This is a genomic window from Liquorilactobacillus nagelii DSM 13675 (assembly GCF_019444005.1).
Classification (GTDB): domain Bacteria; phylum Bacillota; class Bacilli; order Lactobacillales; family Lactobacillaceae; genus Liquorilactobacillus; species Liquorilactobacillus nagelii.
In genome coordinates this window covers 2,197,814-2,221,703 of sequence record NZ_CP049304.1, presented here as the reverse complement: position 1 = coordinate 2,221,703, position 23,890 = coordinate 2,197,814, and the positions used below count along the sequence as shown (strand labels likewise).

Here is a 23,890-nt window from a genome sequence, read left to right as displayed (position 1 = left end):
CAGCTAGTTTCTAACAATACTCAAATTAATTCAGGTTAGGAAGTGAATTTTTTTATGAATCAGCCTTTGCAGATTGGCATTTTGAATCTAATGCATGATAAACTCCGAACTAAAAATGAGTTACAGCAAGTTTTAGAATCTACTATCCAACCGGTTAACCTGCAGTTTTTTTATCCTCGACTGCATTATCAAAACCGTGCAGTTCCCACAGTAGTTAAAACTCAAGCAAAACCGCTTGATTTAGCGGCTGTCGCCCAACTGGATGCTTTTATCATTACTGGTGCTCCGCTGGATCAACTTGAATTCGGTCAAATTACTTATTTACCTGAATTACAAGAATTATTCAAAGTGCTTAAGAAAGTCCCGCAACGACTGTATCTCTGCTGGGGAGCAATGGTTGCATTGCACGAACTCTATCGAATTGACAAACAATTGCTTCCTCGTAAATTATTCGGCGTCTATCCGCAACAAGTTTTAACTGCTGATCCACTGCTGGCAGGTTTGAAAAATGGCTTTTGGGCGCCTCATGCTCGCTATGCAGAAGCCAATCGAGCTCAAATTGCAGCTCACCCGCAATTAGAAATTACAGCTGTTAATCAAGCTGGAAGCCTATTTCTTGTACGTAACCGTCTCGGCAACGAAACGCTACTTTTTTCTCATCTCGAATATCAGGCTGACAGCTTGGAAGCTGAATACCAACGCGAAATTGCAGCGCATCCTGAGCGGCATTATCAGCAGCCTGAAACGTCACTTGCCCCAGTATTTGGCTGGCAGAGAACCCAGCAAATTTTCTTTCACAATTGGTTAAATTTAATCGCCACAACTGTCAAAAATAATGGAGGTTTAATTTATGGTTAACGCAAAACAAAATATTACTGAATTGATTGGTAAAACTCCGCTTTTGAAATTGAATCAGATTGTTCCCGAAGGTGCTGCTGATGTTTATGTTAAACTAGAGTTTTTCAACCCTGGCAGTTCAATCAAAGACCGTATCGCCTTAGCGATGATTGATGCCGCTGAAAAGTCCGGCAAATTAACAGCTGGCGGAACAATTATTGAACCAACCTCTGGTAATACCGGTATTGGCTTAGCTTTAACAGCTGCCGCTAAGGGTTATCATTTAATTATTACCATGCCTAAAAGCATGAGTATTGAACGTCGCAAATTAATTCAAGGTTATGGTGCTGAATTGATTTTAGTTGATGGCGGCATGCCGGATGCCATCAAAACTGCCAAAGATTTAGCCGAAAAAAATGGTTACTTTTTGCCATTGCAGTTTGATAATCCTGCCAACCCCGCAATCCACGAAAAAACCACCGGACAAGAAATTATCGCTGACTTTGCAGGCAGAACACCAGATGCCTTTGTAGCTGGTGTTGGAACCGGTGGAACTTTAACTGGAGTCGGCCATGCGCTAAAAAAGGTCAATCCGCAAGTTGAGATTTACGCTCTTGAAGCAGCTGGTTCACCATTTTTAAAGAACGGGAAAGCTGGTAAACATAAAATTCAAGGAATCAGTGCTGGCTTTGTCCCAGCAGTCTTAGATACCGACCTTTACACCGATATTATTGAAGTTACTGATGAGCAGGCCATTACTACTGCTCAAAAGGTCAGTTACCAAGAAGGATTTTTACCAGGAATCTCAGCCGGCGCTAACATTTATGGTGCAATTGAAATTGCTAAAAAGCTCGGTCGAGGTAAAAGTGTCGTTACTGTTGTTCCAGATAATGGTGAACGTTATCTATCTACTGATCTGTTTAACTTTTAATTTAAAAAATAAGCCTGAAAAAAGGCTAAAAAGCAATAGAAAATCGACCCAAAATTTTAGAATCAATAAAATTTTGGATCGATTTTTTTCACATTCGCCAATTGTTTACGCGGAAAATTAGAAATTACTTTAGTCAAAACTGCTGCCAACGTGGAACATCTTTGTCAAGATTGGAAACATCCTAGAAAAAGTGTCCCCGTTCTTGATAGAAGCCCATTTTCCCGTCTGTTTTTCATGTAAGGTTGACCTAATATTTATCCCCTCTATAAAAAACTCTACGTAAATTATACCTTTTGCACTCATTTTTTGTTTTTAATCAGATAAGCTTTAGTTTCATATGGTCTTAAAATCGCGCCTTGATCAGTCGGATAATTTCCAGCCAACCGTTCTCCATTCACAACTTCAGCAAAATCCCTATTAATCGTTTTAGCAGAAAAGTTACTGAAGACTTTTAACGTGCTTCCTTGATAATCTCGTTGATAGGCCAAGACAGCTGGGTCGGCCAGCTCTAACGGTTTAAAACTACCATAACGAATTACTGTTAATTGGTGCCGCAACTTAATCATCTGTTGGTAATAATAGAAAACCGAATTTTTGTCAGCTAAAGCCTGTGCAACATTAATCTCACTATAATTTGGATTCAAGTCGAACCATGGTTGACCTTGAGTAAATCCTGCATGTTCGCTAGTATTCCATTGCATTGGTGTCCGTGCATTATCACGCGACATCTTAGCCAAGTAATTTAACATTTGTTTTGCTGATAAAGCATGTTCTTGTTCAACAAATTGCTGATAGGCATTCAGCGATTCTAAATCCTCGTACTGATCTAACCGTTTAAAATGAACATTGGTCATTCCTATTTCTTCACCTTCATAAACATAAGGCGTTCCTTGCATAAAATGCAGCGTCGTGGCTAACATTTTAGCAGCCACTACACGATACTTGGGATTATCAGTTGCAAAGCGTGATACCGCCCGAGGTTGATCGTGATTGTTCCAATACAAACTATTCCACCCTTTACCATCAAGCTCTGTTTGCCAGCGAAAAAGAGCTTTTTTCAAGTCAGCTAACTTGATTGGTTGATCATTCCATTTACCGAATTTTTCATCTGGATTAGCCGCTAAACTGACATGATCAAATTGAAATACCATATTCAACTCATGGCTATGCAACCCAGTATACTTAATTGCATCCTGTGGTGTTGATCCCGGCATTTCTCCAACTGTCATTACATCATATTTAGCCAAAACTTCACGATTCATTTCTTGCAAGAATTCATTTAAGCGCGGGCCATCAGCAACTACCTGTTGAACATCTCCATATGCGGCTCCTAGTGCTTGCGGGGCATTTGGCAAACCAGCTGGTTTTGAGATCAGGTTAATTACGTCCATTCGGAAACCATCAACGCCACGATCAAGCCAAAAGCGCATTAAATCATAAACTTCTTGCCGTACCTTAGGATTTTCCCAATTTAAATCCGGTTGCCCCGGAGCAAATAAATGCAGATAATACTGTTGTCGCTCAGGAACATAAGTCCAAGCCGAACCACTAAAATATGATCCCCAATTATTGGGTTCATGACCATCAACTGGGTCACGCCAGATATAGTAATCTGCATAAGGATTTTCTTTTGATTGGCGACTTTCCTTGAACCAATGATGCTGATCGGAAGTATGATTTACTACTAAATCCATTAATAGTTTCATCTGCTGTTGATGTAACCCGGCTAATAGCTGATCAAATTCTGTCAATGTTCCATAGGCTGGCTGAATCCGGCGATAATCCGCAATATCATAACCATTATCCTTGTCTGGTGAAAGATAGATGGGATTGAGCCAGACAACATCAGCTCCCAATTTTTTTAAATATGGTAACCGTTGACGAATTCCATTCAAATCACCAATTCCATCACCATTGCTATCTTGAAAACTTCTTGGATAAATTTGATAAACAACTGAATCTTTAAACCAATCACTTTTCATTTTGCTCCTCCTTCGCTGAAGTTTTTCTAAAGTTCATCATTTTAACTTGAAGTAATCGATTACATAGAAGATGATAGCACTTAGAGCAAACGTTTACAATAGCAAAGTTCTTTTTTATTAAACGTTTGTGCAAATGTGTTTTGCTAAACATAAAATCAAAATTTATGCTAAAGTATTAGTATTAGCTAGTGAGGAGGAGAAAAATGGCAGTTACAATCAAAGACATTGCTCGGTCCGCCCAGATTTCAGCAGTTACCGTCTCAAGAATTCTCGGTAATAAACAGGGGCATTATTCTGCAGCAACGGCTGAAAAAGTCCGGAAGATTGCTCAAACAATGGGTTATCACAAAAATATTGCCGCTGCTGAACTGGTCACGCGCAAAAGCCATGTCGTAGCGGTAATCATCGGCGCTACTAAAACTAACTTTGCCGAAAAAATTGTTGAAGGTATTGAGAAAAGCGCCATTAAATATGGTTATCATATTGTATTGCTGACCGTTGAACCAAATAACCCTCAGTCACAAACTCGAGCACTACAAACTATCCTAGGTCGACCAATCTATGGTGTTTTATTGTTGTCGTTAACCTTAACTGCTAAAAATTTCCAGTTATTGCAAGCAACTGAGCTGCCATATTTATTTATTTCGATCGGAATTTCTGATAAAGCTTCTTTTATTAGTTCAAATGATTTTCAAATCGGCTACCAAGCAACATCTTTCTTAATTGCTAAAGGACATACAAAAATTGGTATTGCTGGAATGACAGATGATTCTTATATTGGACAGCAGCGAGTTGCCGGATTTAAGCAGGCTTTACGAGAAAGTAAGCTGTCGATTCAAGATGACTGGATTCAATTTGGTGATTTCACATATGAAGCTGGTATTAAAGCAATGCGTGAATACGGCCCAAATCCAGAATTGACGGCAGTCATCGGGACCAGTGACCTTGTTTCAATTGGACTTTTAAATGCCGCAAGCGACTTTAATTTAGCTGTTCCGCAGCGGTTATCAATTTTAAGCATTGATGGTACTCAACTAACTAAAATCGTCCGGCCGCAACTAAGCAGCATTACCCAAGATTTTTATCAGATGGGCTATCAAGGACTTCAAACTTTAATCCAACAAGCCAATCATAAAGACAAAGCACACTATCTGCCCTTCAAGATCATTGAGCGTGGTAGTACCAGCCAATTGCCATAAACTACCTACTTTTCTGGTACTTGAAAAGTGTTTTCTAATTTGAATTTTAAAGCGGGCATTTGTTCATCAATACATTCCTGCCAATACTTTACATGCTGCTGATCAATTGGATTCGAACTTTCGCTAACTGGCAGCCCGATACCGTCTTGATGCGAATACCAGCAAAGATACAAGCGATCATCCAGTTGCAACGAAAAAATTTGTTCTAACAACAGCTTTTCTGCTACTAAGGTGGCTGAAACTTGAGTTTGATTTTGACGTAAAAAAGTCATCCATTCTTGAGCCTTAGCCTCTTGACCTTTTTTTACTGGGAAACCTTCTAATTCGATTAACAAGCTCACATCTCCTCATATTATTGAATTGATCCTGACAGTTTTGATAAAATTCTGGTACTTTAACTTTTAAATTATCATTAGTTTTGATAGACTAACAGCAGTTATCCTCTTCAATAGTTTAGCCACTAACAACAAAACTTATAATTTCCTAATTCTTTATGCTTAATTATATCCTGATAAAGGAGCTATTAAAAGTGCGGGTTAACATTATTCAACATACACCCAATGAGCGACCTGGTTTGATCCTTGATTGGACACAAAAACATCAACATCAAGTTGGAATCTATCATCCCTATCAATTTCAGGGTGTTCTGCCAGCTGCTGCTGAAACCGATTTGCTGATAATTTTAGGTGGTCCAATGAACCCAAATGACCATTTTTCATGGTTAAAAAATGAACGACAATTAATTCAAAAACTGTTATATCTGCGACGACCAATTTTCGGTGTCTGTTTAGGCGCACAGCAAATCGTCAAAACACTTGGTGGAACAATTAAAGCTGCGCCAGTTAAAGAGGTCGGTTGGGCGCCAGTTAAGCTGGAAAATCAGATTATTCCAAATTTACCAGCCAAAATTTCTGTTCTTCACTGGCATCAAGATACCTTTTCAATTCCGACTGGAGCGATTCAATTATTTTCCAGTGAATTGGTTCCTCATCAAGGTTTTCTTTACCGACACAATGTTCTTGGCTTACAATTTCATCTTGAAGTTGCCTCGCTGAATGTCCGTGAAATGTTAATCAACGATGGCAGTTATCTCAATGGTTCAGCGTTTAAGACTTCTTGCCAAAAAATTTTATCACAGCCGGTTCCAGCTACTAACCAGCGAGTTCTTTTTCAGCTTTTAGATTTTATCTGCGCTAATAATTGAGCTGGAATTTCAAGCTGCATGATTTACCCAACTCAACTAGCAAAGACACTACTTTTTACTTATCTACAATAATTTGAATTGAATAATATTTAATAATGCAAAAAGTACCTTGGTGATCAACCGCTATTAGCAGTGACACCAAGGTACTTTTAAGTTTGTATTCCAATTACCGTTTTAACTAATTAATTCAAATTACATAAAAACTGATTTAAATAAAATAGTTGCAGCAACACCAGCTAAAATTGGTGCAACTACTGGAACCCAAGCATAGCCCCAATTTGAATTTCCCTTATATTTTAACGGAAATACTTGGTGTAATAAGCGCGGTCCCAAATCACGAGCCGGATTCAACGCTGGTCCAGTTGGGCCGCCAAATGAAGCTACGATTACCATTACCAACAAACCAATCCCAATGAAACCTGAAAGTTGATTCCCTTTGGCAAAAGCTGGCGAATTTGTGATTCCCAAAGCGCCAAAGACCAAAACAAAAGTACCTAAAAACTCATTGATGAAACCATTCAGCCAATGATTAGTTGCGTCTGATGTCGAAAAAGTTCCCAAAACCTTCCCTGTATCGGTTGTTAAATCATAATGCGGTTTAAAAGCTGCAATAACAATCAATTGCCCGACAATTGCCCCCAAAAATTGTACTCCTATGTATGGTAAAACTTCTGTCCAAGGGAATAATCCAGCAGCAGCCAATCCAATGGTAAATGCCGGATTAATATGATTCCCTGAAATACTGCCAAACATCAAAGCTGGAATCATTACTGCAAAACCATACCCAACTGAAATGACAATCCACCCACTGCGGCTTCCTTTAGTCTTTTCCAAATCAACGGTAGCAACTGACCCGTTACCTAATGCTACCATAATTGCAGTCCCAAAAAATTCTGCTGCTAAACGGGTCGATAAAGCATAATCCATTAAAAACCTCTCCTCTTTCTCTGCTAAAAAACGACATTGTAACTAACGTATGTAACACTTAACCGTAACATTTGTTACAGTTACAATACCGAGATATATTAAGCCTCTAAACTATTTTTGTCAAGCTTTTTTTCTATTATATTTTCTGAATTAAATTTTGCAATATATTAATTTGTTTATCAATGCAATCATCTTGATTAGGTTAAGCATGCTATAATATCAGTGAAAGTAGCTCTATGAATCGCTCGTATAACTATAATCAATGATTAATTGTGTCATACTAAATTTTTAAGGAGGAGAATCTCTCATGACAATTGTTGCAGCCATTTTTAATTTTTGCTTGATTGCTAGTTGCTTGCTTTTGGCATTTTTGTTTTGGAGAGGTCGAGTCTTATTTTTAATCGCAGGTAATCTTTTAGCGCGAAAACCTTATGATCAAAATTCACATCTAGCTGGTAAATATCTTGCTTTGTTGCTAGTCCTTACAGCTGGTTTTATTGCCATCACCAACTTTGGAAACTTATCCAATACGGTTAGTTGGTTAATAACGATTGGATTTATTGTGGTTGTTTTTGCAATTATTTTGGCAATTAACCTTCATATCATCCATCTAAATAAAAAATAAAATAACACCAAAAAAGCAGGCTAAATTGAAAATAGCCTGCTTTTATCTATCTAGAATTGCCTAACTCATAGCAGCTAAAATGCTGCAATCTTTTAACCTTATAACAAGTTGATTACAATAAATCAACACCAACCGGAATTGTCTGACCATTTTGATAAACAAACACTGCCCCCAGTAATCCAGAACGACTCTTCAGCCATCCCGCCAATGGTTGGCCAGCAAAAAATAAACGTTTAGCTTCAATTTCAGCTACAACAGATTGCTCTGCAAAAATAGTAACTCCTGCAAGCTCGGTCTTTAAAGGATAGCCCGTACGGGGATCTAATAGATGATGATAGTTTTGACCATTTTGTTTTAAGGTCCGTTCATAAATTCCTGAAGTAACGGCTGAACAAGCCGGAAGATTAACCTTGCCAATGCTTGCTCCGCGCGGTTGTCGTGGATCTTGTACCCCAATTACCCAACGACCATCTGAATGAGTTGGTGCTGCTCCTACTAATAAGACATTCCCACCTAAATTAATGATTCCAGCACTAACACCATATGCTAACCATAAATCTCTAATTCGATCCGCAATGTACCCTTTAGCAATGCCACCCAAATCTAGTTTCATGCCCGTTCGCGGTAAATAAACACTGAAATTACGATCTTCTAGCTGAATCTGAGTTGGATCAATTAAGTTGTGACAGCGCTGAATTTCAGCAGCTGTTGGAACGTGGGCATCAGAAAATCCGATATCCCACAACTTAACCAAGGGACCAATCGCCGTATTGAATCCGAAGTTTTCACAACTAGCTGCCACTGCCAATTTAATCAGCTGATAAACTGCTGCACTAACTTGAACTGGGTGTTTTCCAGCTGCTTGACTGATTGCCAAAACTTGTGATGTTGCTCGATTAATTGTTAATAATTCCTCATACTTTGCTATCAATTCAAATGAATGACCAAGAATCAGCTGATCAACGGTTCCAAAAAGCGTCAAAGTATTTAAAGTTCCCAAACCGTACTTTGTCTGGGTTAGTCTTTGTGCAGCAATGTTTTCAATCATTTCAAATAGTCCTTATTCTTCTTGATGCTGTGAAGCACCACTGGTCGCATCAGTAGCTGGTGTTGATTCATCTGACCACTTCTGTTTCGACTGTTGGAGTAGCACTAGTAGTTGTATCAGCACTTTCAGCTTCAACCGATTGCTCTATTTTTTGTGAAGCTCCAGTAGTCGTATCTGTTTGTTCAAAACTGCCATTTTTAAAAAGATCATATAAATGGTCAACATTTCCCGTAAATTCCATTGTTCCTAAATAATGGCCATTAACATCTCGGACTGCATAGTAACGAATCAATACTTTATGTCCTTGAAGTGTCATACAGCGCTCAACCAAATCTTTTTCACCAGATTTAAATGAAGTAATAATCTTTTCAACTGTTGGAACAGCCAACGGTGGATGGCATTCTTGCACCGTTTCACCTAAAGAACTGACCGAACGAACATGTACCCGATCAGCTTTATCAGAAAACCAGCTGAAATGATCCGTTTCATCAATAAAATCAACTTCAAATGGCATCGTACTGAAAATTTGCTGAATCTGCTGCAAACTAAGTTTTCCGGTTGGAAATTGAACGAACGCTTCACTAATTAATGGTTGCTTAACCGCAGCTAAAGCTGCTTGCGGTGATCGTTGGTTTAGTAATTTAGCAAAGCTCACAAAATTAGTAAAATATTTCTCCAATTCAGTGGCAGCTGGTTTGTCAATTAATTCACCAGCTTCATTGAAGACAGTCGCTACATTGCCAAGCAAAAATTCATTTCCAGATAAAACGGCTGCATTCAAATCTGGCGAAGCCAAAATCTGGCGTAAATGTTCCTGGGCACGAGCTGATCCTTGTGGTCCATAAGAAGCGCCAACAATCATCACTGGCTTATTATCTAATAATTCACAGTGATAAGATAACCATTCAATCGCACTTTTAAGTGCAGCTGGAATACTATGATCATATTCAGGCGAAGAAAAAATTACTCCGTCAGCTTGTTTAATTGCTTGTTTAAAATCCCAAACTTTAGATTGTTGTTCTTGCGGCAAATCCTTTTGGAAGAGCGGCAATTGATTGATTTCTAAAATCTCAATTTTGGCTAATTCGGCAAAATGCCGCTGCATATATTTCAGCAAACGACGATTATATGAATGCGTTGCATTTGTTCCGACAATCGCAGCTAGTTTCACTTTATTTTCCTCCCTTATCGTTCTTTTTAGCTTTCTTGACAAAAATCGCAAAATCTTGCAGACATCCAGCTAAAAAGCTGACCGTTTTTGGATCGCTGATTTCGGCTGCAGCATTAAAAGCCGTCTTAGCCTGACCCAAGAGAAATTCTTGTCCTTGAAAAACATCAGCATCAACACCTGGTGAATTCAAAATTTGCCGCAAATGGAGTTGGGCTCGTGAGGATCCTTGAGGATAGGTGGAAGCTCCTAAAATCATTACCGGTTTTTGTTTCAACGGATGAACTTGGTAAGACATCCACTCAATCGCACTTTTCAATGATGCTGTTACTGAATGATTATACTCAGGACAAGCAATAATCACGCCATCACTTTTGCTAATTTTTTTGGACCATTCTTCAATCACAGCTGGCGTAACTCCTGCGATATCTTCATTAAAAAGTGGTAATTCACGAACTTCAAGTTTTTCCAAATGGAATTTGGGATAATGCTTCGCAATAAATTCAATCAGTAATCGATTATAAGAAACTTGATTATTTGAGCCAATAATTGCTACTAACTTCACAAAATCACTCCCTAACAAAATTTTATTTAACATCTATCATTAATTATAACTCAATCGCACCTTATTTTTCCCAGTTTTTCCCTAAATGTACTTGTCTAATGTTGAACAAAATCCAAAAATGGCTCGAACAAAAAATCCCTGACTCTTTCTACAATTAGTCAAGGATTTATTTTATATCTCTGATTATTTGATTTCAAAAATCAATTAGTTGCTCTTAAGCCAAAATGGTTAGTCGTTTAGTTGATGTTTAACACCTATTCCTGTTAGAGCACTAATCAAGGAAAATAGTGGTGATAGTAAACTAAAAAGTGCAAATGGCAAATAATCTAACACTGGAACTCCGAAAGTTCCGGCGACAAAGCTTCCAGCTACCCCCCAGGGAATTAAGTAGTTAATTACCGTTCCACCATCTTCTAAAGTTCTTCCTAAGACAACCGGATCAAGTTGTTGTTGTTTAAAAATTTCTTTAAAAGAACTGCCTGGCAAAATAACCGACAAAAATTGTTCACCAACAAAAATGTTGACTCCAATTGCTGTTAGCAAGGTTGCGATAATCAAACTCCGAGCTGTCTTTAGACGATTCGCTAGCCGATTCATTACAGTTGAAATTAAATTAAATTCCAGTAGCAAGCCACCTAATGATAATGCAACAATGATCAAAGCAACAGTCGGCATCATGCTCTCAATTCCTCCACGAGTCAGCAACAAATCAATTTGCCGATCACCGGTTTGTGACTTAAAGCCACTCTCAATCAACGCGCCGATAGTTGTCAGAGATACTGGCTGCTGCCATAAAATCATTCCCACCGAAACTGCAATATTCAGTAAAATTGTCATAATTGCCGGTATTTTTTTCCAAGCACAAATCAGCATTAGTAAAATTGGGATCAGTGCCAGTGGACTAATTGGGAAATTATGCTCAAGAACGCTAGTAATTCGTTGAATTGCTTGCAAACTAGCTGTCTTGCTGCTAACACCTAAAAAGCTAAAAACGATTAAGGAAAAAATAAAAGCTGGAATCGTCGACCACATTAAATTCTTGATATGTTTAAACAAGTCAGCCTCAACTACAGCGGCTGCTAAGTTGGTTGACTCCGATAAAGGTGACATTTTATCGCCAAAAACTGCCCCAGAAACAATTGCGCCAACTATTAGCGCTTGATCAAATCCCAATGCTTTACCAATTCCAAAAAAAGCAATTCCTAACGTCGACATAACCGTAAAGGCACTGCCAACAGCGCTGCCGACAATTGCACAAGCTACAAAAATAGATGGGATAAACCACTTAACACTCAAAACCTTAAATCCAATTACCATCAGCGCGGGAATAATTCCCGCTTTAATCCAAACTGCTATCAACGCACCCACCAAAATAAAAATAAAAATTGGAATAATTCCTGGTTCAATTCCTTTCACAATTCCATGATGGATAGCTGAAAAATCTGCGTGTTTGCTTACCCCATAAAGCATAGTGATTCCAATTGAAAATAAAATTGCTGTGCTTGGTGAAACTTTCCAGCCAATCACTCCGAGTGAAATGCTACAAATAATGATCGCTAAAACAATAATTGCTTCAGTTAAACTTGGTTGAATTTTCTTATTTTTCATTTTTAATTTTCCTTTCTTAATTCAATTTTCCACCAAATTTACCCGATAACGTAACAAACCACCGCATTTCATATTCTAAGCCTCCCACAATTCTGCATAAAAAAAACCAACCGCATTTACTCGGTTGGTTTTTGGTTTTTAAGCGTTATTTGCTTTTAACCAACCAAGTTTCATACTTGCTCGGCTAAAAGCATTGCAAACTACGCCGAGCATGTCATGAATGACATGCTCGGCATTCATGACTAATCCGCGTAGTAATAATAAGTTCTACTTAAACTGATAAATCTTTCTACGTTCATGTGCAATTAGTCCCTCCAAAAATTAACTAAATTGTACCAATTTAATGTTATTTCTGTCAAATTCAGCTAGCTGGTATTCACAGTAAACATATTTCGTGTTTTAATAACACTAACAATTGATTTAGAAAAGAGGTTTTAATTATTCCGACTAAAAAAGAGCTGCGTCAACATATCTTACAACTACTAAAGAAAAAAGACCCACAAGAAAAGCTCGTTGAAGAGCAGCAATTATATCAACAATTATTTGACTTGGCAACTTGGCAGCAAACCAATTCAATTGGCATTACGATGAGTATGCCACAAGAAATCAATACTCTACCTATTATCCAAACAGCTTTGAGCCAAAACAAACAAGTTTATATTCCCAAAACAGTTCATCGTAAGTTAAACTGGCTGCCGTATAATCCCCAGCAACTAGAAAAAACACGATTTGGTATTTTAGAACCAACTGGCAGCCCTGATCAAGCAGTTCAGCTTAATAACATTCAACTTGTATTAGTTCCGGGAGTTGCTTTCACAACTACTGGATATCGAGTTGGTTATGGGGCTGGATTTTACGATCGAGCTTTAACTAATTATCCCGGAAAAACCATTTCACTAGTTCTTCCAGAACAGCAAGTTACTGGTCTAACTCCAGATCCGTGGGATATAGCTGTTGAACAGCTATTAATGCTAAATTAGCAATCTATTGCAACAAAAAAGCCCTTTGTAACAAGCAAAGGGCTTTTATAATAATATTTACAGTCAGTTAATGTCATTCGTTTTTGGTTTCATCATTTCCGCTTTTATCAGCCGCTTTATGGTTAACGACTTCTTGTTCTAACATACTTTGCAAGCGACGCAATTCGCTAACCTGCGTTTCAATTGATCCAAGCATCTCGGTCTGGATTTTCTGAATTTGTAACATATTGGGCTGATCTTGTTGAATCATATGATCAATTTTGGAATGTAAAACTCGAATTTCTTCTTCGGATTTTAAATTCACATGATAATCATTACGCGACTCCATCCGATCATATTCAGCCGAACGATTCTGACTCATCATAATTAGTGGAGCTTGAACCGCAGCAACCATACTTAAAAATAAATTCAGCAAAATAAATGGATAAGGATCAAATCTAGATCCAAACCAATGAAATACATTGAGCAAAATCCATAAAATCATTACGGAAATAAAAGAAATAATAAACGGCCAGCTACCCCCGAAGTGTGCAACAGCATCAGCTACTTTCTGACCAAAAGTTAGTGAATGTTCCAATTGCTCGCGAACATCGACCATTTGATAAGCATCCTTTTCCATGACTCGCGTCAATTTTCGATTCAGCTTATTATTTTGGCGATAGTCTTTCGCAATCATCTGATCCATCTTCAATAATCGATAATGAACCAGATGCTCACTACAAATAAAGTCATTATTTGTCGCCTTGGGAAAGTCCTGACGAATCAACGCCTTTAGAGGGCCATCCAAGTCTCCTAGGAATACGCCATCTACTAAACCATATTTTTTATGATCTACTAGACAGCTGACTGTACGATCAAATTTATTCTTCATTGAGATAAACACCTCAGTTGAAATTAATTATCCCGTGCAGTTAAAAAGTTAAAAGGCAGGTTAAATGCCCATTACCATCTTGACTACACGAGGGACCATCATCGCTTGTTGAAGACGATATATGATGTTCTGACATAAAACCCACCACCTTTCCTAGAATCCTTAGTTGTTTGGAGCTATTCTCCGCATCTATCTAATATATACTTTAAAATAAGAAATGTCAATCTTAAACAAATTATATTTTGATTTGCATTTAGTGTTTTAATTTTAATCTTTCATTTAAATCCAAAAAATGTCATTCATTTCGTATACATAAAAAATGAATAAAGTTTAAAAGTCACTTTATCATTTGGACCTCGAATTATATTCAAAATAACCAATAAAAAATACGAAAAATACAAAAAAAGACATAAAAATGAGTTTTTATTAAAAAAAGATTGAAATTATCTCATAAATGCATTATAGTTAATATCAATTAAAAATGATTTTTTATTCAATAAAATGAATTTAAAGGATGATTAGATGGAAATTGGAATAATTGGTGCTACCGGATATAGCGGTAATGTACTTTACAATTTAATGAAACAGCATCCACAAGTAACTGCCATCAATTTATACGGACATCAACAAGATTCTGCATTGCGTTATCTAGACGAAGAAGTACCCGCATTTCAAGGAGAACGATTGCCAATTCGGCCGTTTAATCCAACAAAAATCATGCAAGAAAATGATTGTTTATTCTTCGCAACGCCTGCTGGTGTTTCAAAAAACTTAGCTTTGCCACTGATCGATGCTAATTTTCCTGTAATTGATCTCTCAGGTGACTTTCGTTTAAAGGATCCAGCCGATTATTTAAAATGGTATCAACAACCTGCTGCTGCAAAATCTCAATTAGCTCAAGCAGCCTATGGTCTTTGCGAATTTAATCAACAAGTCACTAAATCTTATATTGCAAATCCAGGTTGTTATGCGACTGCGACTTTATTAGGCTTAGCTCCCTTAATCATAGAACATTTAGTCGATTTAAAATCATTAATTGTCGATGCTAAATCCGGTGTTTCCGGTGCTGGCAAAAAATTAAGTTCTAGCAGTCATTTTTCTTTCATTAATGAGAATGCTTGGCTTTATAAATTAAACCAGCACAAACATATCCCTGAAATCTTGCAGCAAATGCAACTTTGGGATTCTCAAGCTCAAGCAATTCAATTTTCGACAACCTTGATTCCAATTACTCGTGGAATTATGGCAACAATTTATGCTCAAGTGAAATCAGGTATTACTCCTAATGACATTGAAACTGCTTATCAAAAATATTATCAAACAGCACCTTTTGTCCGCTGGCGTGGAACTGAATTACCCATGATCAAAAATGTTACTGGTTCAAATTATTGTGATCTCGGCTACGGTTACAACCCGACAACCAAGATGGTAACCGTTGTTTCTGTAATTGATAACTTGCTCAAAGGAGCTGCAGGACAGGCCGTCCAAAATTTCAATTTAATGTGGCATTTCCCTGAAACAACTGGTTTACCGCAATTACCAACTTTTCCTTAAGGAGATTTTTATATGCAAACTACTAAAATTCAAGAAGTTCCATTTTGTTGGCCACAGGGATTTAAAAGTGATGGCATCCACACCGGTTTAAAAAAAGCAACCGATCAACTTGATCTCGGTTGGCTTTATTCAGCTGTTCCAGCTCAAGCCGCTGGCATGTATACAACTAATCGTTTCTGTGCTGCACCAACCGCTATTACTAAGCAGTTAATCAACAAGCAACAGCAGTTACAAGCAATTATCATGAACAGTGCTATTGCTAATTCATGTACTGGTACAACCGGCGAAGCTAACGTTCATCAAGAACAAAAGTTGGTCGCCCAAAAACTAAAAATTAACTCTAATTTAGTTGGTGTTGCCTCAACCGGTTTAATCGGAGCTCAACTCCCAATGAGCAAAATTACAGCTGGCATCAATAAGTTGCAGCTAACTACCAATACTAAAGTTACTCAAGCCATCTTAACCACTGATACTCATGCCAAAAAAATCAGTTTGCAATTTAAACTGGCAAATCAGCTTTGTACTATTAGTGGATTCGCTAAAGGCTCGGGAATGATTGCCCCTAATATGGCAACAATGCTTGGATTTGTAACCACCGATGTTGCAGTGGCGCCAAACGTATTACAACCATTATTAAGTAAACTAACCGACAAGACATTTAATCAAATTACCGTCGATGGTGATACTTCAACCAATGATATGGTAGTCGTTTTGGCTAACGGTCAAGCAGGAAACTCTCCATTAACCGAAGCAGCACCTGATTGGTCAATATTTACCGCTGCCTTACACCAAGTCTTAGCCTTCTTAGCCCAGCAAATAGCTGGAGATGGTGAAGGAGCAACTAAGTTATTAGAAGTTAATGTTAACCATGCAGCAACTGAAAGCGAAAGCCAACAGGTTGCTAAAGCACTTGTTGGCTCCAATTTGGTCAAGGCGGCTTTCTTCGGTGCAGATCCAAACTGGGGTCGTATCATCAGCACTTTAGGGATGACTAATGCCCAGTTCAATCCACAACAAATTGATTTAGCTTTCAATGAATTTCAAATTTTAATTGCTAGTCAGCCTCAAGAATTTGAGCGAAAAGCCGTCATTGCAAGCCTGAAACAAAACAAAATCAAAATTAGTCTGGATTTACATGCTGGAAATGCTAGTGGGCAGGCTTGGGGATGCGATTTAACCTATGATTACGTTAAAATAAATGCCACTTACAGCAGCTGAGAAATTCCAAGCGGGAAGGAAAAGTTATGAAAGATTTGATTGTTATTAAAATCGGTGGAACCTCGATTGAGCAGCTAAGGCCGGAATTCTTTGAACAATTGCGTTTGTGGCACCAAGCTGGGCGAAAAATCCTCTTGATCCATGGGGGTGGCCGAGAAATCTCAGCTTTAACCCAAAAATTACAGTTACCAGTCAAACGAGAAAATGGAATTCGAATTACTGATCAAGCTACATTGCAACTGACCCGCATGGTCTTATTAGGGCAAACTCAGCCAAAACTTTTAGTGCAATTATTACAACACAATTTGCCTGCTATTGGTTTAAATGCAGCCGATCACCAACTGTTGCAAGGCGAACTACTTGATTTTGCTAAATACGGTTATGTTGGTCGAATAACTGCTATCAACCAAGCCTTTTTAAAACCATTGTTGCAAAAACAATTAGTTATCACTGCTCCACTCGCCTTATTAGGCAACCAATGGTTAAATATTAACGCTGACAGTGCTGCTGCTGCTATTGCCAGTTTGCTGCAAGCTGATGAATTATTTCTGTTAACCGATGTTCCAGGAGTTTTAAAAGCTGGTCAGGTCTTACCAACTTTAACCGTAGCTGCCGCCAAACGTTTAAAAGCTGCTAAAATCATCACCACTGGTATGCAACCTAAAATTGCCGCTGCTTTTCAAGCTGCTCGCTGTGGTGTTAATCATGTAAATATCACTAACCAATTATCTGCTACCGGAACACAGATCATTCAAAAGGAGGATTTTTAAAATGACAGCACTTTTCCCTAATTATCAACGGTTTAATTTTGAAATTGTCAGTGGACAATCAATCACTCTAACTGATAATAAGCAAAAGCAATATCTCGACTTAACCAGTGGAATTGGCGTTTGCAATTTAGGCTATAACCATCCAATCGTTAAAACAGCTGTCCAAAAACAGCTAAACTTGATTTGGCATACTTCTAACCTCTATCAAAGTTCATTACAAGAAGAAGTTGCTTCATTACTAACTAACGACAATGGCAGCAAAATTTTCTTTTGTAATTCTGGTACTGAAGCTAACGAAGCTGCTATGAAATTAGCACGCAAAGCCACTGGAAAAAGTAAAATTCTAGCTTTCGATCACTCTTTTCATGGACGGACTTATGGTGCCTTATCTTTGACTGACAATCCGGGAATTAAAAAAGGCTTTGGGCCCCTTGTTCCCGAAATTAGTTTTGCTGAATATAATAGTCCAGCAGCACTAAAGCAAATTACTACTGATTTAGCGGCGGTAATTTTAGAAATCATTCAAGGTGAAGGTGGACTCAAAGCCGCTGATGGAGATTGGCTGCAAGCCGTTCAAGCTAAGTGCCACGAAAAAGGTGTCTTGTTAATTATTGATGAAGTTCAAACTGGAATCGGTCGGACAGGTAAATTATTTGCCTATCAGCATTTTAACCTCGACCCTGACATTGTGACATCAGCTAAAGGATTGGCTAACGGTCTTCCTGTTGGCGCTATGATTGGCAAAGAAAAATTAGCCGCTGCTTTTGGTCCTGGCAGCCATGGATCAACTTTTGGCGGCAATCCCTTAGCGATGGCCGCAGCGAAAGCTGTTTTAGAAACAATTGATCAAGCTTTTCTTGATGATGTTAGTCAAAAAGCCGACTTTTGCTGGTACTATCTCCAAAAAGAAATTGCTGTTTTACCAATGGTAACCGGAATTTCCGGTCGCGGATTAATGATTGGAATTCATCTAGATCCGAAAATTCCCGTTGGTAAGGTTATCCAACAGTTACAACAAGCTGGTGTTTTAACCCTTTCGTCACGTGGTAATACTTTACGATTGCTGCCGCCATTAATAATCACCGGATCTGAATTAATGCAAGGAATTAATATTATCAAAAATGTTCTAGAAACTATGACTGTTCACTAATTTAGGAGGTATTCAATGAATCATTTTTATCAAAAGTCATTCTTAAAAGAGCTTGATTTCAATGCAGCTGAATTAAACTATTTAATTGATTTTGCTATTCATCTAAAAAAATTAAAGCAGGAAAACATTCCTCATCCCTATTTGCAGGGAAAAAACATTGCTTTGTTATTTGAAAAGTCTTCTACCCGGACTCGCTCAGCTTTTACCGTCGCTGCAGTCGATCTTGGTGCTCATCCGGAATTCCTTGGTAAAAACGATATTCAATTTGGCACCAAAGAATCTGTTACGGATACAGCAAAAATTTTAGGCGGAATGTTTGATGGCATTGAATTTCGCGGTTTCAAACAGCAAACAGTTGAAACGTTAGCTAAGGCTAGTGGCGTTCCTGTCTGGAATGGGTTAACCGATGAATGGCATCCAACGCAAATGATTGCTGATTTTATGACGCTAAAAGAACATTTTGGAAAACTAACCGGCTTAACTTTGACCTATGTCGGCGATGGTCGAAATAATGTTGCTAACAGCTTGCTGATAACCGGTGCAATTTTGGGAGTAAACATTCATATTGGTGCGCCAGCTGACTTGCAACCCAACAGTCAAGTTATTGCAGCAGCCAAAAAAGCTGCTGCAAAAAGTGGAGCAAAAATTCTAATCACGGCCGACCCGAAACAAGCAGTTGCCGGAGCTGATGCACTTTACACGGATGTTTGGATCTCAATGGGCGAACAAGTTGACTATCATCAGCGAATCGATCAGTTGCTTCCTTATCAGATTAACGCGCAATTAGTGGCTGCTACCGGTAAAACTGACACGGTAATTCTCCATTGTTTACCAGCTTTTCATGATACTAGTACAACAGTTGGGCAAAAGTTCATGGCTGATTATAATTTAACCGCGTTGGAAATTACTGATGACGTTTTCCAAAGTCCAGCAGCTTTAGTTTTTCAAGAAGGAGCTAATCGAATGCCAGCCATTAAAGCCATCATGGCTGCTACTCTAGGCAATTTATTTATCCCCGAAATCTTTGATTAATCAAGAAACAGCCTCTGGTCAGGTTTTCTATGAGCTAATAATTCCTGTCATCGATTATATCCAGGCACGGCGATATTATCTTTGTTTCAGAGGAATTACTCATTTGAACAGCCAGAAGCTAATGAGAATAAATAAATCAGACCAACTATTAGTCTTTTAACTGATACTAATAGTTGGTCTGATTTACTTAAGCCGTAAAATATTATTTATCAGCTTTTTTGGTTTTCAAAACAAAACTCAGTAAAAGACCTAGTAACGGAAATAACAATAACCAACGACTAGTTAATAACAAGGCTTGGTCATAGGGTAACCTGTCAGCAAAATAAGCGATTAATCCAGAGGCAATCACTACACTGGCAGCTCCAATTACTTGCCGCATTGTCGTAATCAAAGCTGTTCCATGACTCATTAAATCCTTGGGCAAAGCATTATTGGCTGCAGTCAAAGCAGGCATCATTGTAAAAGCATTTCCACTTTCCAATAAAATTCCACCAAGGACACTCCACCATAGCCAGTGCGCTCCAAGTGTCCCTAATAATAAGAAGCCACCAGCAATCAACGCCATTCCAATCCAAACTAAGCGTTTTAATCCCAAACGATTCAACAATTTTCCTGCTAGGGGATTCAATCGACTCAAAATATACGCTGCTGGTACTAACAATAATCCCGACCAAAAAGGACTAACCTGAAAGACCTGCTGATAATACAACGGTAATATTACGGTTGCAATAATCAAACCGCTATAAGAAATTCCAGTTAACAACAACGCAGCCGCATAACCTGGAAAGTGAAGTACTTGTAAATTCAAAAAAGGCTGGCTAAGCCTCTTTTGCCGCCAAGCAAAAATTATCAATAATCCTAAACTGGTTAACAATAATAGCCACCATCCCAGTTGCAGGCCAACAGTTGGAAACAAATTGATCGCATACAATAGCCCACCAAAGCCAATCAAAAGTACCGCGGACAGCCAATCAAATTTATGCGGTGCCAAGGGATGAATAACTTTGATGACCGTTTGAATACGGACAATCAGAAAAGCCAGTAAAACAATAAACAAACCAAATAATGCTCGCCAAGATACAAATTGTAAAATTACTCCAGAAATAATTGGCCCTACTGCTAAAGCTGAACCCATTACTAACCCAACAACTCCCATTGCCAATCCACGATTTTTTTCACTGCTACTTTCCAAAATCAAGCTTTGAAAAACCGGAAAAAGTGCACCAACCGCTAATCCCTCGATTAATCTGCCACAAATAATCCAACTAAAACTTGGAGCAAGCATTGCCACAACCGTCCCGGCAATAAAAACACCAACAATCCCGTTCAATAATTTTTTTAACGGAACATTATCCAAAAGCCACGGACTCAGTGGCATTACCAAAGTCATTGCCACCATAAATCCCGTTGTCAGCCATTGAACGGTATTGGTCTGTACGCCAAATTGCTTCATTAAGATCGGATAAGTCGTCGTCATCGTTGATTGGCTAATCGACATTAAAAAAGCAATTGCCAGCAAACGGCGAGCAAAAATCGTCATTTTTCTGAAATCTTTCAAAATTCTTCCCCCATTTTCAAATTCTATTTTTCATTCATTTTTATTTTAGAATTTTTCTAAGAAGAAAGCAAAAAAAAAGAGACTGTAATATCCGTCTCTTCCAAATTAGTTAGCATAACATTTTAATCTTAAAATAATCTCTATCCCAAATTATCCAGTTTACAACATTAATATCCGCTGACTACTTATTTCACGCTTAAGTCACTTAATATCGGTACAACTTAATTGCCTTCTCACCACGCAAACAACGCAATACTTCTGAAGCACATTGCTGAGCTGAAGCAGCTAATGTTTCAGCAGTTTGTGCACCGATATGCGGCGTAACAATAAAATTAGCTAATTTTTGAAAATCAGCTAAATCATACCGCTCTCCCGCGGACCAAACATCAACTGCTGCTCCTTTTAATTGCTGATTTTTTAGCTGCTGATAAAGCGCATCGCTATCAATTAATGTTCCCCGGGCTGTGTTGATTAAAATTGCTTGAGAAGAAAGTAACTTTAGCCGCTCTTGGTTTAAAAATCCTCGTGTTTCTGGCAATGCTGGCATGTGCAAACTAATAATCGATGACTGTTGTAATAGCTGCTCCAGTGTTACTTGTTTGCCGTAAAAAATTTTTTTAGGTCGGTGATTCCAAACTAAAATCTTAACAGCAAATGGCTGTAATAATTTTTCAACAGTTTGAGCAATTGTGCCATATCCAATTAGACCGACCGTTTTGCCAGATAACATTGAACCCGTCAATCGTTGTTGCTCAGCAATGGTTTCCGGTAAGCAACGCAAGCTCATTAGCATTAACGCCAAGGTCAATTCAGCTACTGATTGAGCATTAATTCCTGGTGTATAAGTTAGCCGGATCCCTCGTTTCTGAATGGCAGGCAATGGTAAATTATCCACTCCTACCCCATGACGTGCAATAATCTTTAGGGCTGGCAATTGCTCCAAGTCATGCTCCGTCAACTGACTAGCACGAATTATCAAACCAACTGCTACCCGTAACTCCGGTCGTTTTGTTAGCCACTGCTGCCAACTTAAATTGACTGGTTTTTGATAAACCGTCAACTGGCTTTTTTCAAGCAGTGCCCTCCCGTTATCAGCAATTGGTTCGGTTAAGATTATCAAATTTACTGATCCACTCCTTATTTACTGTGACTAACAATTCGGCCACGCAAGCGATAATAGACTGGTAGTGCCACCAAACCACCAATCACACCTTGAAACAAATTAGTTGGAATTCCAATTAATCCTGCTTGTAATTGATAAAGTAATGTGTCAGTTGCAAAGTAACCAGCTACCATAACCAAAACTCCAGTTCCCATCGCGGCTACTAATGCTTTGCGACTTGGATGTTCACTTAACCAGCCAGCCAAAAAGCCTTCAAGACCATGGATGATCAGTGAAAAAAACATATATTGCGGATAACCAGAAATTAAATCCAGCAAAAAGCCACTCAGTCCACCGACTATCAATCCTGCTTTACGACCAAAAAGCAATGCAGCAATAAAAATTCCAGCATCACACAAGTTGATATTACCATGTGTCATCGGAACCGGAATAATAAAAAATCTTGCAACTGCTACGTTGACGGCAATTAAGAGCGCAATTTGAACTAATTGTTTCAACGAAATACTTTTCTTCACTTTGATACCTCCATTAAAAATACTGAAATCATTCTTTAATCAAAAACTAATTTTCATCAATTTTAACACTAATTATTGTGATTATCAGCCTTTTCAACCAAAAAATTTTCAATCTTGACTAATAATGGGCCCAATTCTATCCCGAATCGGCGTTGGATATCTGTCAGTTGTACTTGCCTTTTTAGCGAATCATGCAAAAAAAAGGTCGCTAGCTTAATTGCTGTTGACCATGGTACTTTCTGCCATAGCAAGCCAAACAGTAAAGCGGCAAAAACATCCCCACTGCCATAAAAATGTCCCGCTAAATTAGGATACATTGCAAATTGCAATTGTCCACCTTCAAGCCAGACACAACCAGTCTGTTCAGCTAATGTAATCCCCGTAATAACTGTTTTGCCACCTTTTAATTGCTTTTCTTGCAATCGTTGCAACCAATCGGCGAGCTGCTTTTCAGTCGGTTGTGCCACATACGGTTGATTCAGTAAAAAACAGGCTTCTGTCAGATTAGGAGTACAAAATAACGATCTTGCTAATAGTTTTTGTAAAATTTTCACGTGAGACGATGTAATTGCTGGATAAAAGCAACCATTATCCGCCATCACCGGATCCAGTAAAGTTAGTCGCTGACTGACAGTAACCTTGCTTAACAATAACTCACCAAATTGCTGTTCAGCAAAGTAGCCAATTAATGACCCGCTTAGTTGAATGCCAGCTAATTTCCAATGCTCTAATGTCTTAGTAGCCCACTCAGTTGTTGACAAGCTAATCGGTGTTCCAAACCCTTCTGACTGTGTCGATAATAAACTGCTGGGTAGAATTGCTAATGGTACTTTAAAGGCACTCAATAACAGTAATGCAGCCGTAGTGGACAATTGACCAACAGCCGAAAAATCTTCTGTAAGCAAGATACGTGCTGGGTTTTCCAAGTTTATCCCTCCAAACCAACAACAACATTTTGTAAACTAATTTTTGCATAAGCCGACGCAAAATGCTACATTATTTTTATTAAATACCTTTTGGAGTTG

23 protein-coding genes are annotated in these 23,890 nt (G+C 38.4%); 11 read left to right on the top strand and 12 right to left on the bottom strand.

Annotated elements, in window-relative coordinates:
- Positions 1-54: 54 nt before the first annotated feature.
- Both G6O73_RS11050 and cysK read left to right on the top strand, forming a co-directional pair.
- A complete protein-coding gene (locus tag G6O73_RS11050) occupies positions 55-858 on the top strand; it encodes a homoserine O-acetyltransferase/O-succinyltransferase family protein (protein ID WP_057885160.1) in 804 nt (267 codons plus the stop codon).
- A complete protein-coding gene (gene cysK, locus G6O73_RS11045; RefSeq protein ID WP_057885159.1) occupies positions 851-1,768 on the top strand; it encodes a cysteine synthase A in 918 nt (305 codons plus the stop codon). The genes G6O73_RS11050 and cysK overlap by 8 nt, the downstream gene beginning before the upstream one ends.
- 299 nt (positions 1,769-2,067) lie before the next feature.
- Here the strand turns inward: cysK and G6O73_RS11040 are convergent, their stop codons facing one another.
- Positions 2,068-3,750, bottom strand: coding sequence for a glycoside hydrolase family 13 protein (locus tag G6O73_RS11040; RefSeq protein WP_057885158.1), 1,683 nt, complete (start codon positions 3,748-3,750; stop codon positions 2,068-2,070).
- 203 nt (positions 3,751-3,953) lie between these two features.
- Here G6O73_RS11040 and G6O73_RS11035 point away from each other — a divergent pair, with 203 nt between their 5' ends.
- Positions 3,954-4,949, top strand: a complete 996-nt coding sequence (locus tag G6O73_RS11035; protein ID WP_057885157.1) for a LacI family DNA-binding transcriptional regulator — start codon at positions 3,954-3,956, stop codon at positions 4,947-4,949.
- A gap of 5 nt (positions 4,950-4,954) precedes the next feature.
- Here G6O73_RS11035 and G6O73_RS11030 read toward each other — a convergent pair whose 3' ends face one another.
- Complete coding sequence (locus G6O73_RS11030; protein ID WP_057885156.1) at positions 4,955-5,284, bottom strand: DUF6176 family protein; 330 nt, start codon at positions 5,282-5,284, stop codon at positions 4,955-4,957.
- Positions 5,285-5,478: 194 nt separating this feature from the next.
- Between G6O73_RS11030 and G6O73_RS11025 the strand changes: the two genes are divergently transcribed.
- Positions 5,479-6,153, top strand: a complete 675-nt coding sequence (locus G6O73_RS11025; RefSeq protein ID WP_057885155.1) for a type 1 glutamine amidotransferase — start codon at positions 5,479-5,481, stop codon at positions 6,151-6,153.
- A 192-nt stretch (positions 6,154-6,345) separates the two neighbouring features.
- Here G6O73_RS11025 and G6O73_RS11020 read toward each other — a convergent pair whose 3' ends face one another.
- On the bottom strand, positions 6,346-7,080 hold the full coding sequence (locus G6O73_RS11020) for an MIP/aquaporin family protein (RefSeq protein ID WP_057885154.1): 735 nt from the start codon (positions 7,078-7,080) through the stop codon (positions 6,346-6,348).
- Positions 7,081-7,387: 307 nt separating this feature from the next.
- On the opposite strand from G6O73_RS11020, the gene G6O73_RS11015 reads away from it, so the two are divergent.
- A complete protein-coding gene (locus tag G6O73_RS11015) occupies positions 7,388-7,705 on the top strand; it encodes a hypothetical protein (RefSeq protein WP_057885153.1) in 318 nt (105 codons plus the stop codon).
- A 112-nt stretch (positions 7,706-7,817) separates the two neighbouring features.
- Here the strand turns inward: G6O73_RS11015 and G6O73_RS11010 are convergent, their stop codons facing one another.
- The 4 genes from G6O73_RS11010 to nhaC form a co-directional block, all read right to left on the bottom strand.
- Positions 7,818-8,753, bottom strand: coding sequence for an FAD:protein FMN transferase (locus tag G6O73_RS11010; protein WP_057885152.1), 936 nt, complete (start codon positions 8,751-8,753; stop codon positions 7,818-7,820).
- Between the two features lie 67 nt (positions 8,754-8,820).
- Positions 8,821-9,924 carry an NAD(P)H-dependent oxidoreductase gene (locus G6O73_RS11005; protein ID WP_157056646.1) on the bottom strand — a complete coding sequence of 368 codons (1,104 nt, stop codon included), beginning with the start codon at positions 9,922-9,924 and terminating at the stop codon, positions 8,821-8,823.
- A gap of 1 nt (position 9,925) precedes the next feature.
- Positions 9,926-10,519, bottom strand: coding sequence for an NADPH-dependent FMN reductase (locus G6O73_RS11000; RefSeq protein WP_235719168.1), 594 nt, complete (start codon positions 10,517-10,519; stop codon positions 9,926-9,928).
- 195 nt (positions 10,520-10,714) lie between these two features.
- The gene (gene nhaC / locus G6O73_RS10995; RefSeq protein ID WP_057885150.1) at positions 10,715-12,094 is read right to left on the bottom strand and encodes a Na+/H+ antiporter NhaC; all 1,380 of its coding nucleotides are present in this window, start codon (positions 12,092-12,094) and stop codon (positions 10,715-10,717) included.
- A gap of 437 nt (positions 12,095-12,531) precedes the next feature.
- Between nhaC and G6O73_RS10990 the strand changes: the two genes are divergently transcribed.
- A complete protein-coding gene (locus G6O73_RS10990; RefSeq protein ID WP_083478449.1) occupies positions 12,532-13,074 on the top strand; it encodes a 5-formyltetrahydrofolate cyclo-ligase in 543 nt (180 codons plus the stop codon).
- 73 nt (positions 13,075-13,147) lie between these two features.
- Here the strand turns inward: G6O73_RS10990 and G6O73_RS10985 are convergent, their stop codons facing one another.
- On the bottom strand, positions 13,148-13,945 hold the full coding sequence (locus tag G6O73_RS10985) for a DUF1003 domain-containing protein (RefSeq protein ID WP_057885148.1): 798 nt from the start codon (positions 13,943-13,945) through the stop codon (positions 13,148-13,150).
- Between the two features lie 522 nt (positions 13,946-14,467).
- Between G6O73_RS10985 and argC the strand changes: the two genes are divergently transcribed.
- Genes argC through argF form a run of 5 tightly spaced genes read left to right on the top strand, consistent with a single transcriptional unit; the run spans position 14,468 to position 19,669 of the window.
- The gene (gene argC / locus G6O73_RS10980) at positions 14,468-15,499 is read left to right on the top strand and encodes an N-acetyl-gamma-glutamyl-phosphate reductase (RefSeq protein ID WP_057885147.1); all 1,032 of its coding nucleotides are present in this window, start codon (positions 14,468-14,470) and stop codon (positions 15,497-15,499) included.
- 12 nt (positions 15,500-15,511) lie between these two features.
- Positions 15,512-16,717 carry a bifunctional glutamate N-acetyltransferase/amino-acid acetyltransferase ArgJ gene (gene argJ / locus G6O73_RS10975; RefSeq protein ID WP_057885146.1) on the top strand — a complete coding sequence of 402 codons (1,206 nt, stop codon included), beginning with the start codon at positions 15,512-15,514 and terminating at the stop codon, positions 16,715-16,717.
- A gap of 26 nt (positions 16,718-16,743) precedes the next feature.
- Entirely contained in the window at positions 16,744-17,487 is a 744-nt protein-coding gene (gene argB, locus G6O73_RS10970; protein WP_057885145.1) for an acetylglutamate kinase, read from the top strand.
- Between the two features lies 1 nt (position 17,488).
- Entirely contained in the window at positions 17,489-18,637 is a 1,149-nt protein-coding gene (locus tag G6O73_RS10965; RefSeq protein WP_057885144.1) for an acetylornithine transaminase, read from the top strand.
- Between the two features lie 15 nt (positions 18,638-18,652).
- Entirely contained in the window at positions 18,653-19,669 is a 1,017-nt protein-coding gene (gene argF / locus G6O73_RS10960; RefSeq protein ID WP_057885143.1) for an ornithine carbamoyltransferase, read from the top strand.
- 202 nt (positions 19,670-19,871) lie between these two features.
- Here the strand turns inward: argF and G6O73_RS10955 are convergent, their stop codons facing one another.
- The 4 genes from G6O73_RS10955 to G6O73_RS10940 form a co-directional block, all read right to left on the bottom strand.
- Positions 19,872-21,230 (bottom strand): MFS transporter, encoded by a 1,359-nt coding sequence (locus G6O73_RS10955; RefSeq protein ID WP_057885142.1) that lies wholly within the window; start codon positions 21,228-21,230, stop codon positions 19,872-19,874.
- A gap of 202 nt (positions 21,231-21,432) precedes the next feature.
- A complete protein-coding gene (locus G6O73_RS10950; protein WP_057885141.1) occupies positions 21,433-22,347 on the bottom strand; it encodes an NAD(P)-dependent oxidoreductase in 915 nt (304 codons plus the stop codon).
- A gap of 17 nt (positions 22,348-22,364) precedes the next feature.
- On the bottom strand, positions 22,365-22,871 hold the full coding sequence (locus G6O73_RS10945; protein ID WP_057885140.1) for an ECF transporter S component: 507 nt from the start codon (positions 22,869-22,871) through the stop codon (positions 22,365-22,367).
- A gap of 62 nt (positions 22,872-22,933) precedes the next feature.
- A complete protein-coding gene (locus G6O73_RS10940) occupies positions 22,934-23,791 on the bottom strand; it encodes a bifunctional hydroxymethylpyrimidine kinase/phosphomethylpyrimidine kinase (protein WP_057885139.1) in 858 nt (285 codons plus the stop codon).
- Between the last annotated feature and the right edge of the window lie 99 nt (positions 23,792-23,890).

Coding starts and splice junctions, on each gene's coding strand:
- G6O73_RS10965 (WP_057885144.1), top strand. CDS start 17,489: ATGACAGCACTTTTCCCTAATTATCAACGGTTTAATTTTGAAATTGTC.
- argF (WP_057885143.1), top strand. CDS start 18,653: ATGAATCATTTTTATCAAAAGTCATTCTTAAAAGAGCTTGATTTCAAT.
- argB (WP_057885145.1), top strand. CDS start 16,744: ATGAAAGATTTGATTGTTATTAAAATCGGTGGAACCTCGATTGAGCAG.
- G6O73_RS11015 (WP_057885153.1), top strand. CDS start 7,388: ATGACAATTGTTGCAGCCATTTTTAATTTTTGCTTGATTGCTAGTTGC.
- G6O73_RS11010 (WP_057885152.1), bottom strand. CDS start 8,753: ATGATTGAAAACATTGCTGCACAAAGACTAACCCAGACAAAGTACGGT.
- G6O73_RS10985 (WP_057885148.1), bottom strand. CDS start 13,945: ATGAAGAATAAATTTGATCGTACAGTCAGCTGTCTAGTAGATCATAAA.
- G6O73_RS11040 (WP_057885158.1), bottom strand. CDS start 3,750: ATGAAAAGTGATTGGTTTAAAGATTCAGTTGTTTATCAAATTTATCCA.
- cysK (WP_057885159.1), top strand. CDS start 851: ATGGTTAACGCAAAACAAAATATTACTGAATTGATTGGTAAAACTCCG.
- nhaC (WP_057885150.1), bottom strand. CDS start 12,094: ATGAAAAATAAGAAAATTCAACCAAGTTTAACTGAAGCAATTATTGTT.
- argJ (WP_057885146.1), top strand. CDS start 15,512: ATGCAAACTACTAAAATTCAAGAAGTTCCATTTTGTTGGCCACAGGGA.
- G6O73_RS11020 (WP_057885154.1), bottom strand. CDS start 7,080: ATGGATTATGCTTTATCGACCCGTTTAGCAGCAGAATTTTTTGGGACT.
- G6O73_RS11000 (WP_235719168.1), bottom strand. CDS start 10,519: ATGTTAAATAAAATTTTGTTAGGGAGTGATTTTGTGAAGTTAGTAGCA.
- G6O73_RS11050 (WP_057885160.1), top strand. CDS start 55: ATGAATCAGCCTTTGCAGATTGGCATTTTGAATCTAATGCATGATAAA.
- G6O73_RS11035 (WP_057885157.1), top strand. CDS start 3,954: ATGGCAGTTACAATCAAAGACATTGCTCGGTCCGCCCAGATTTCAGCA.
- argC (WP_057885147.1), top strand. CDS start 14,468: ATGGAAATTGGAATAATTGGTGCTACCGGATATAGCGGTAATGTACTT.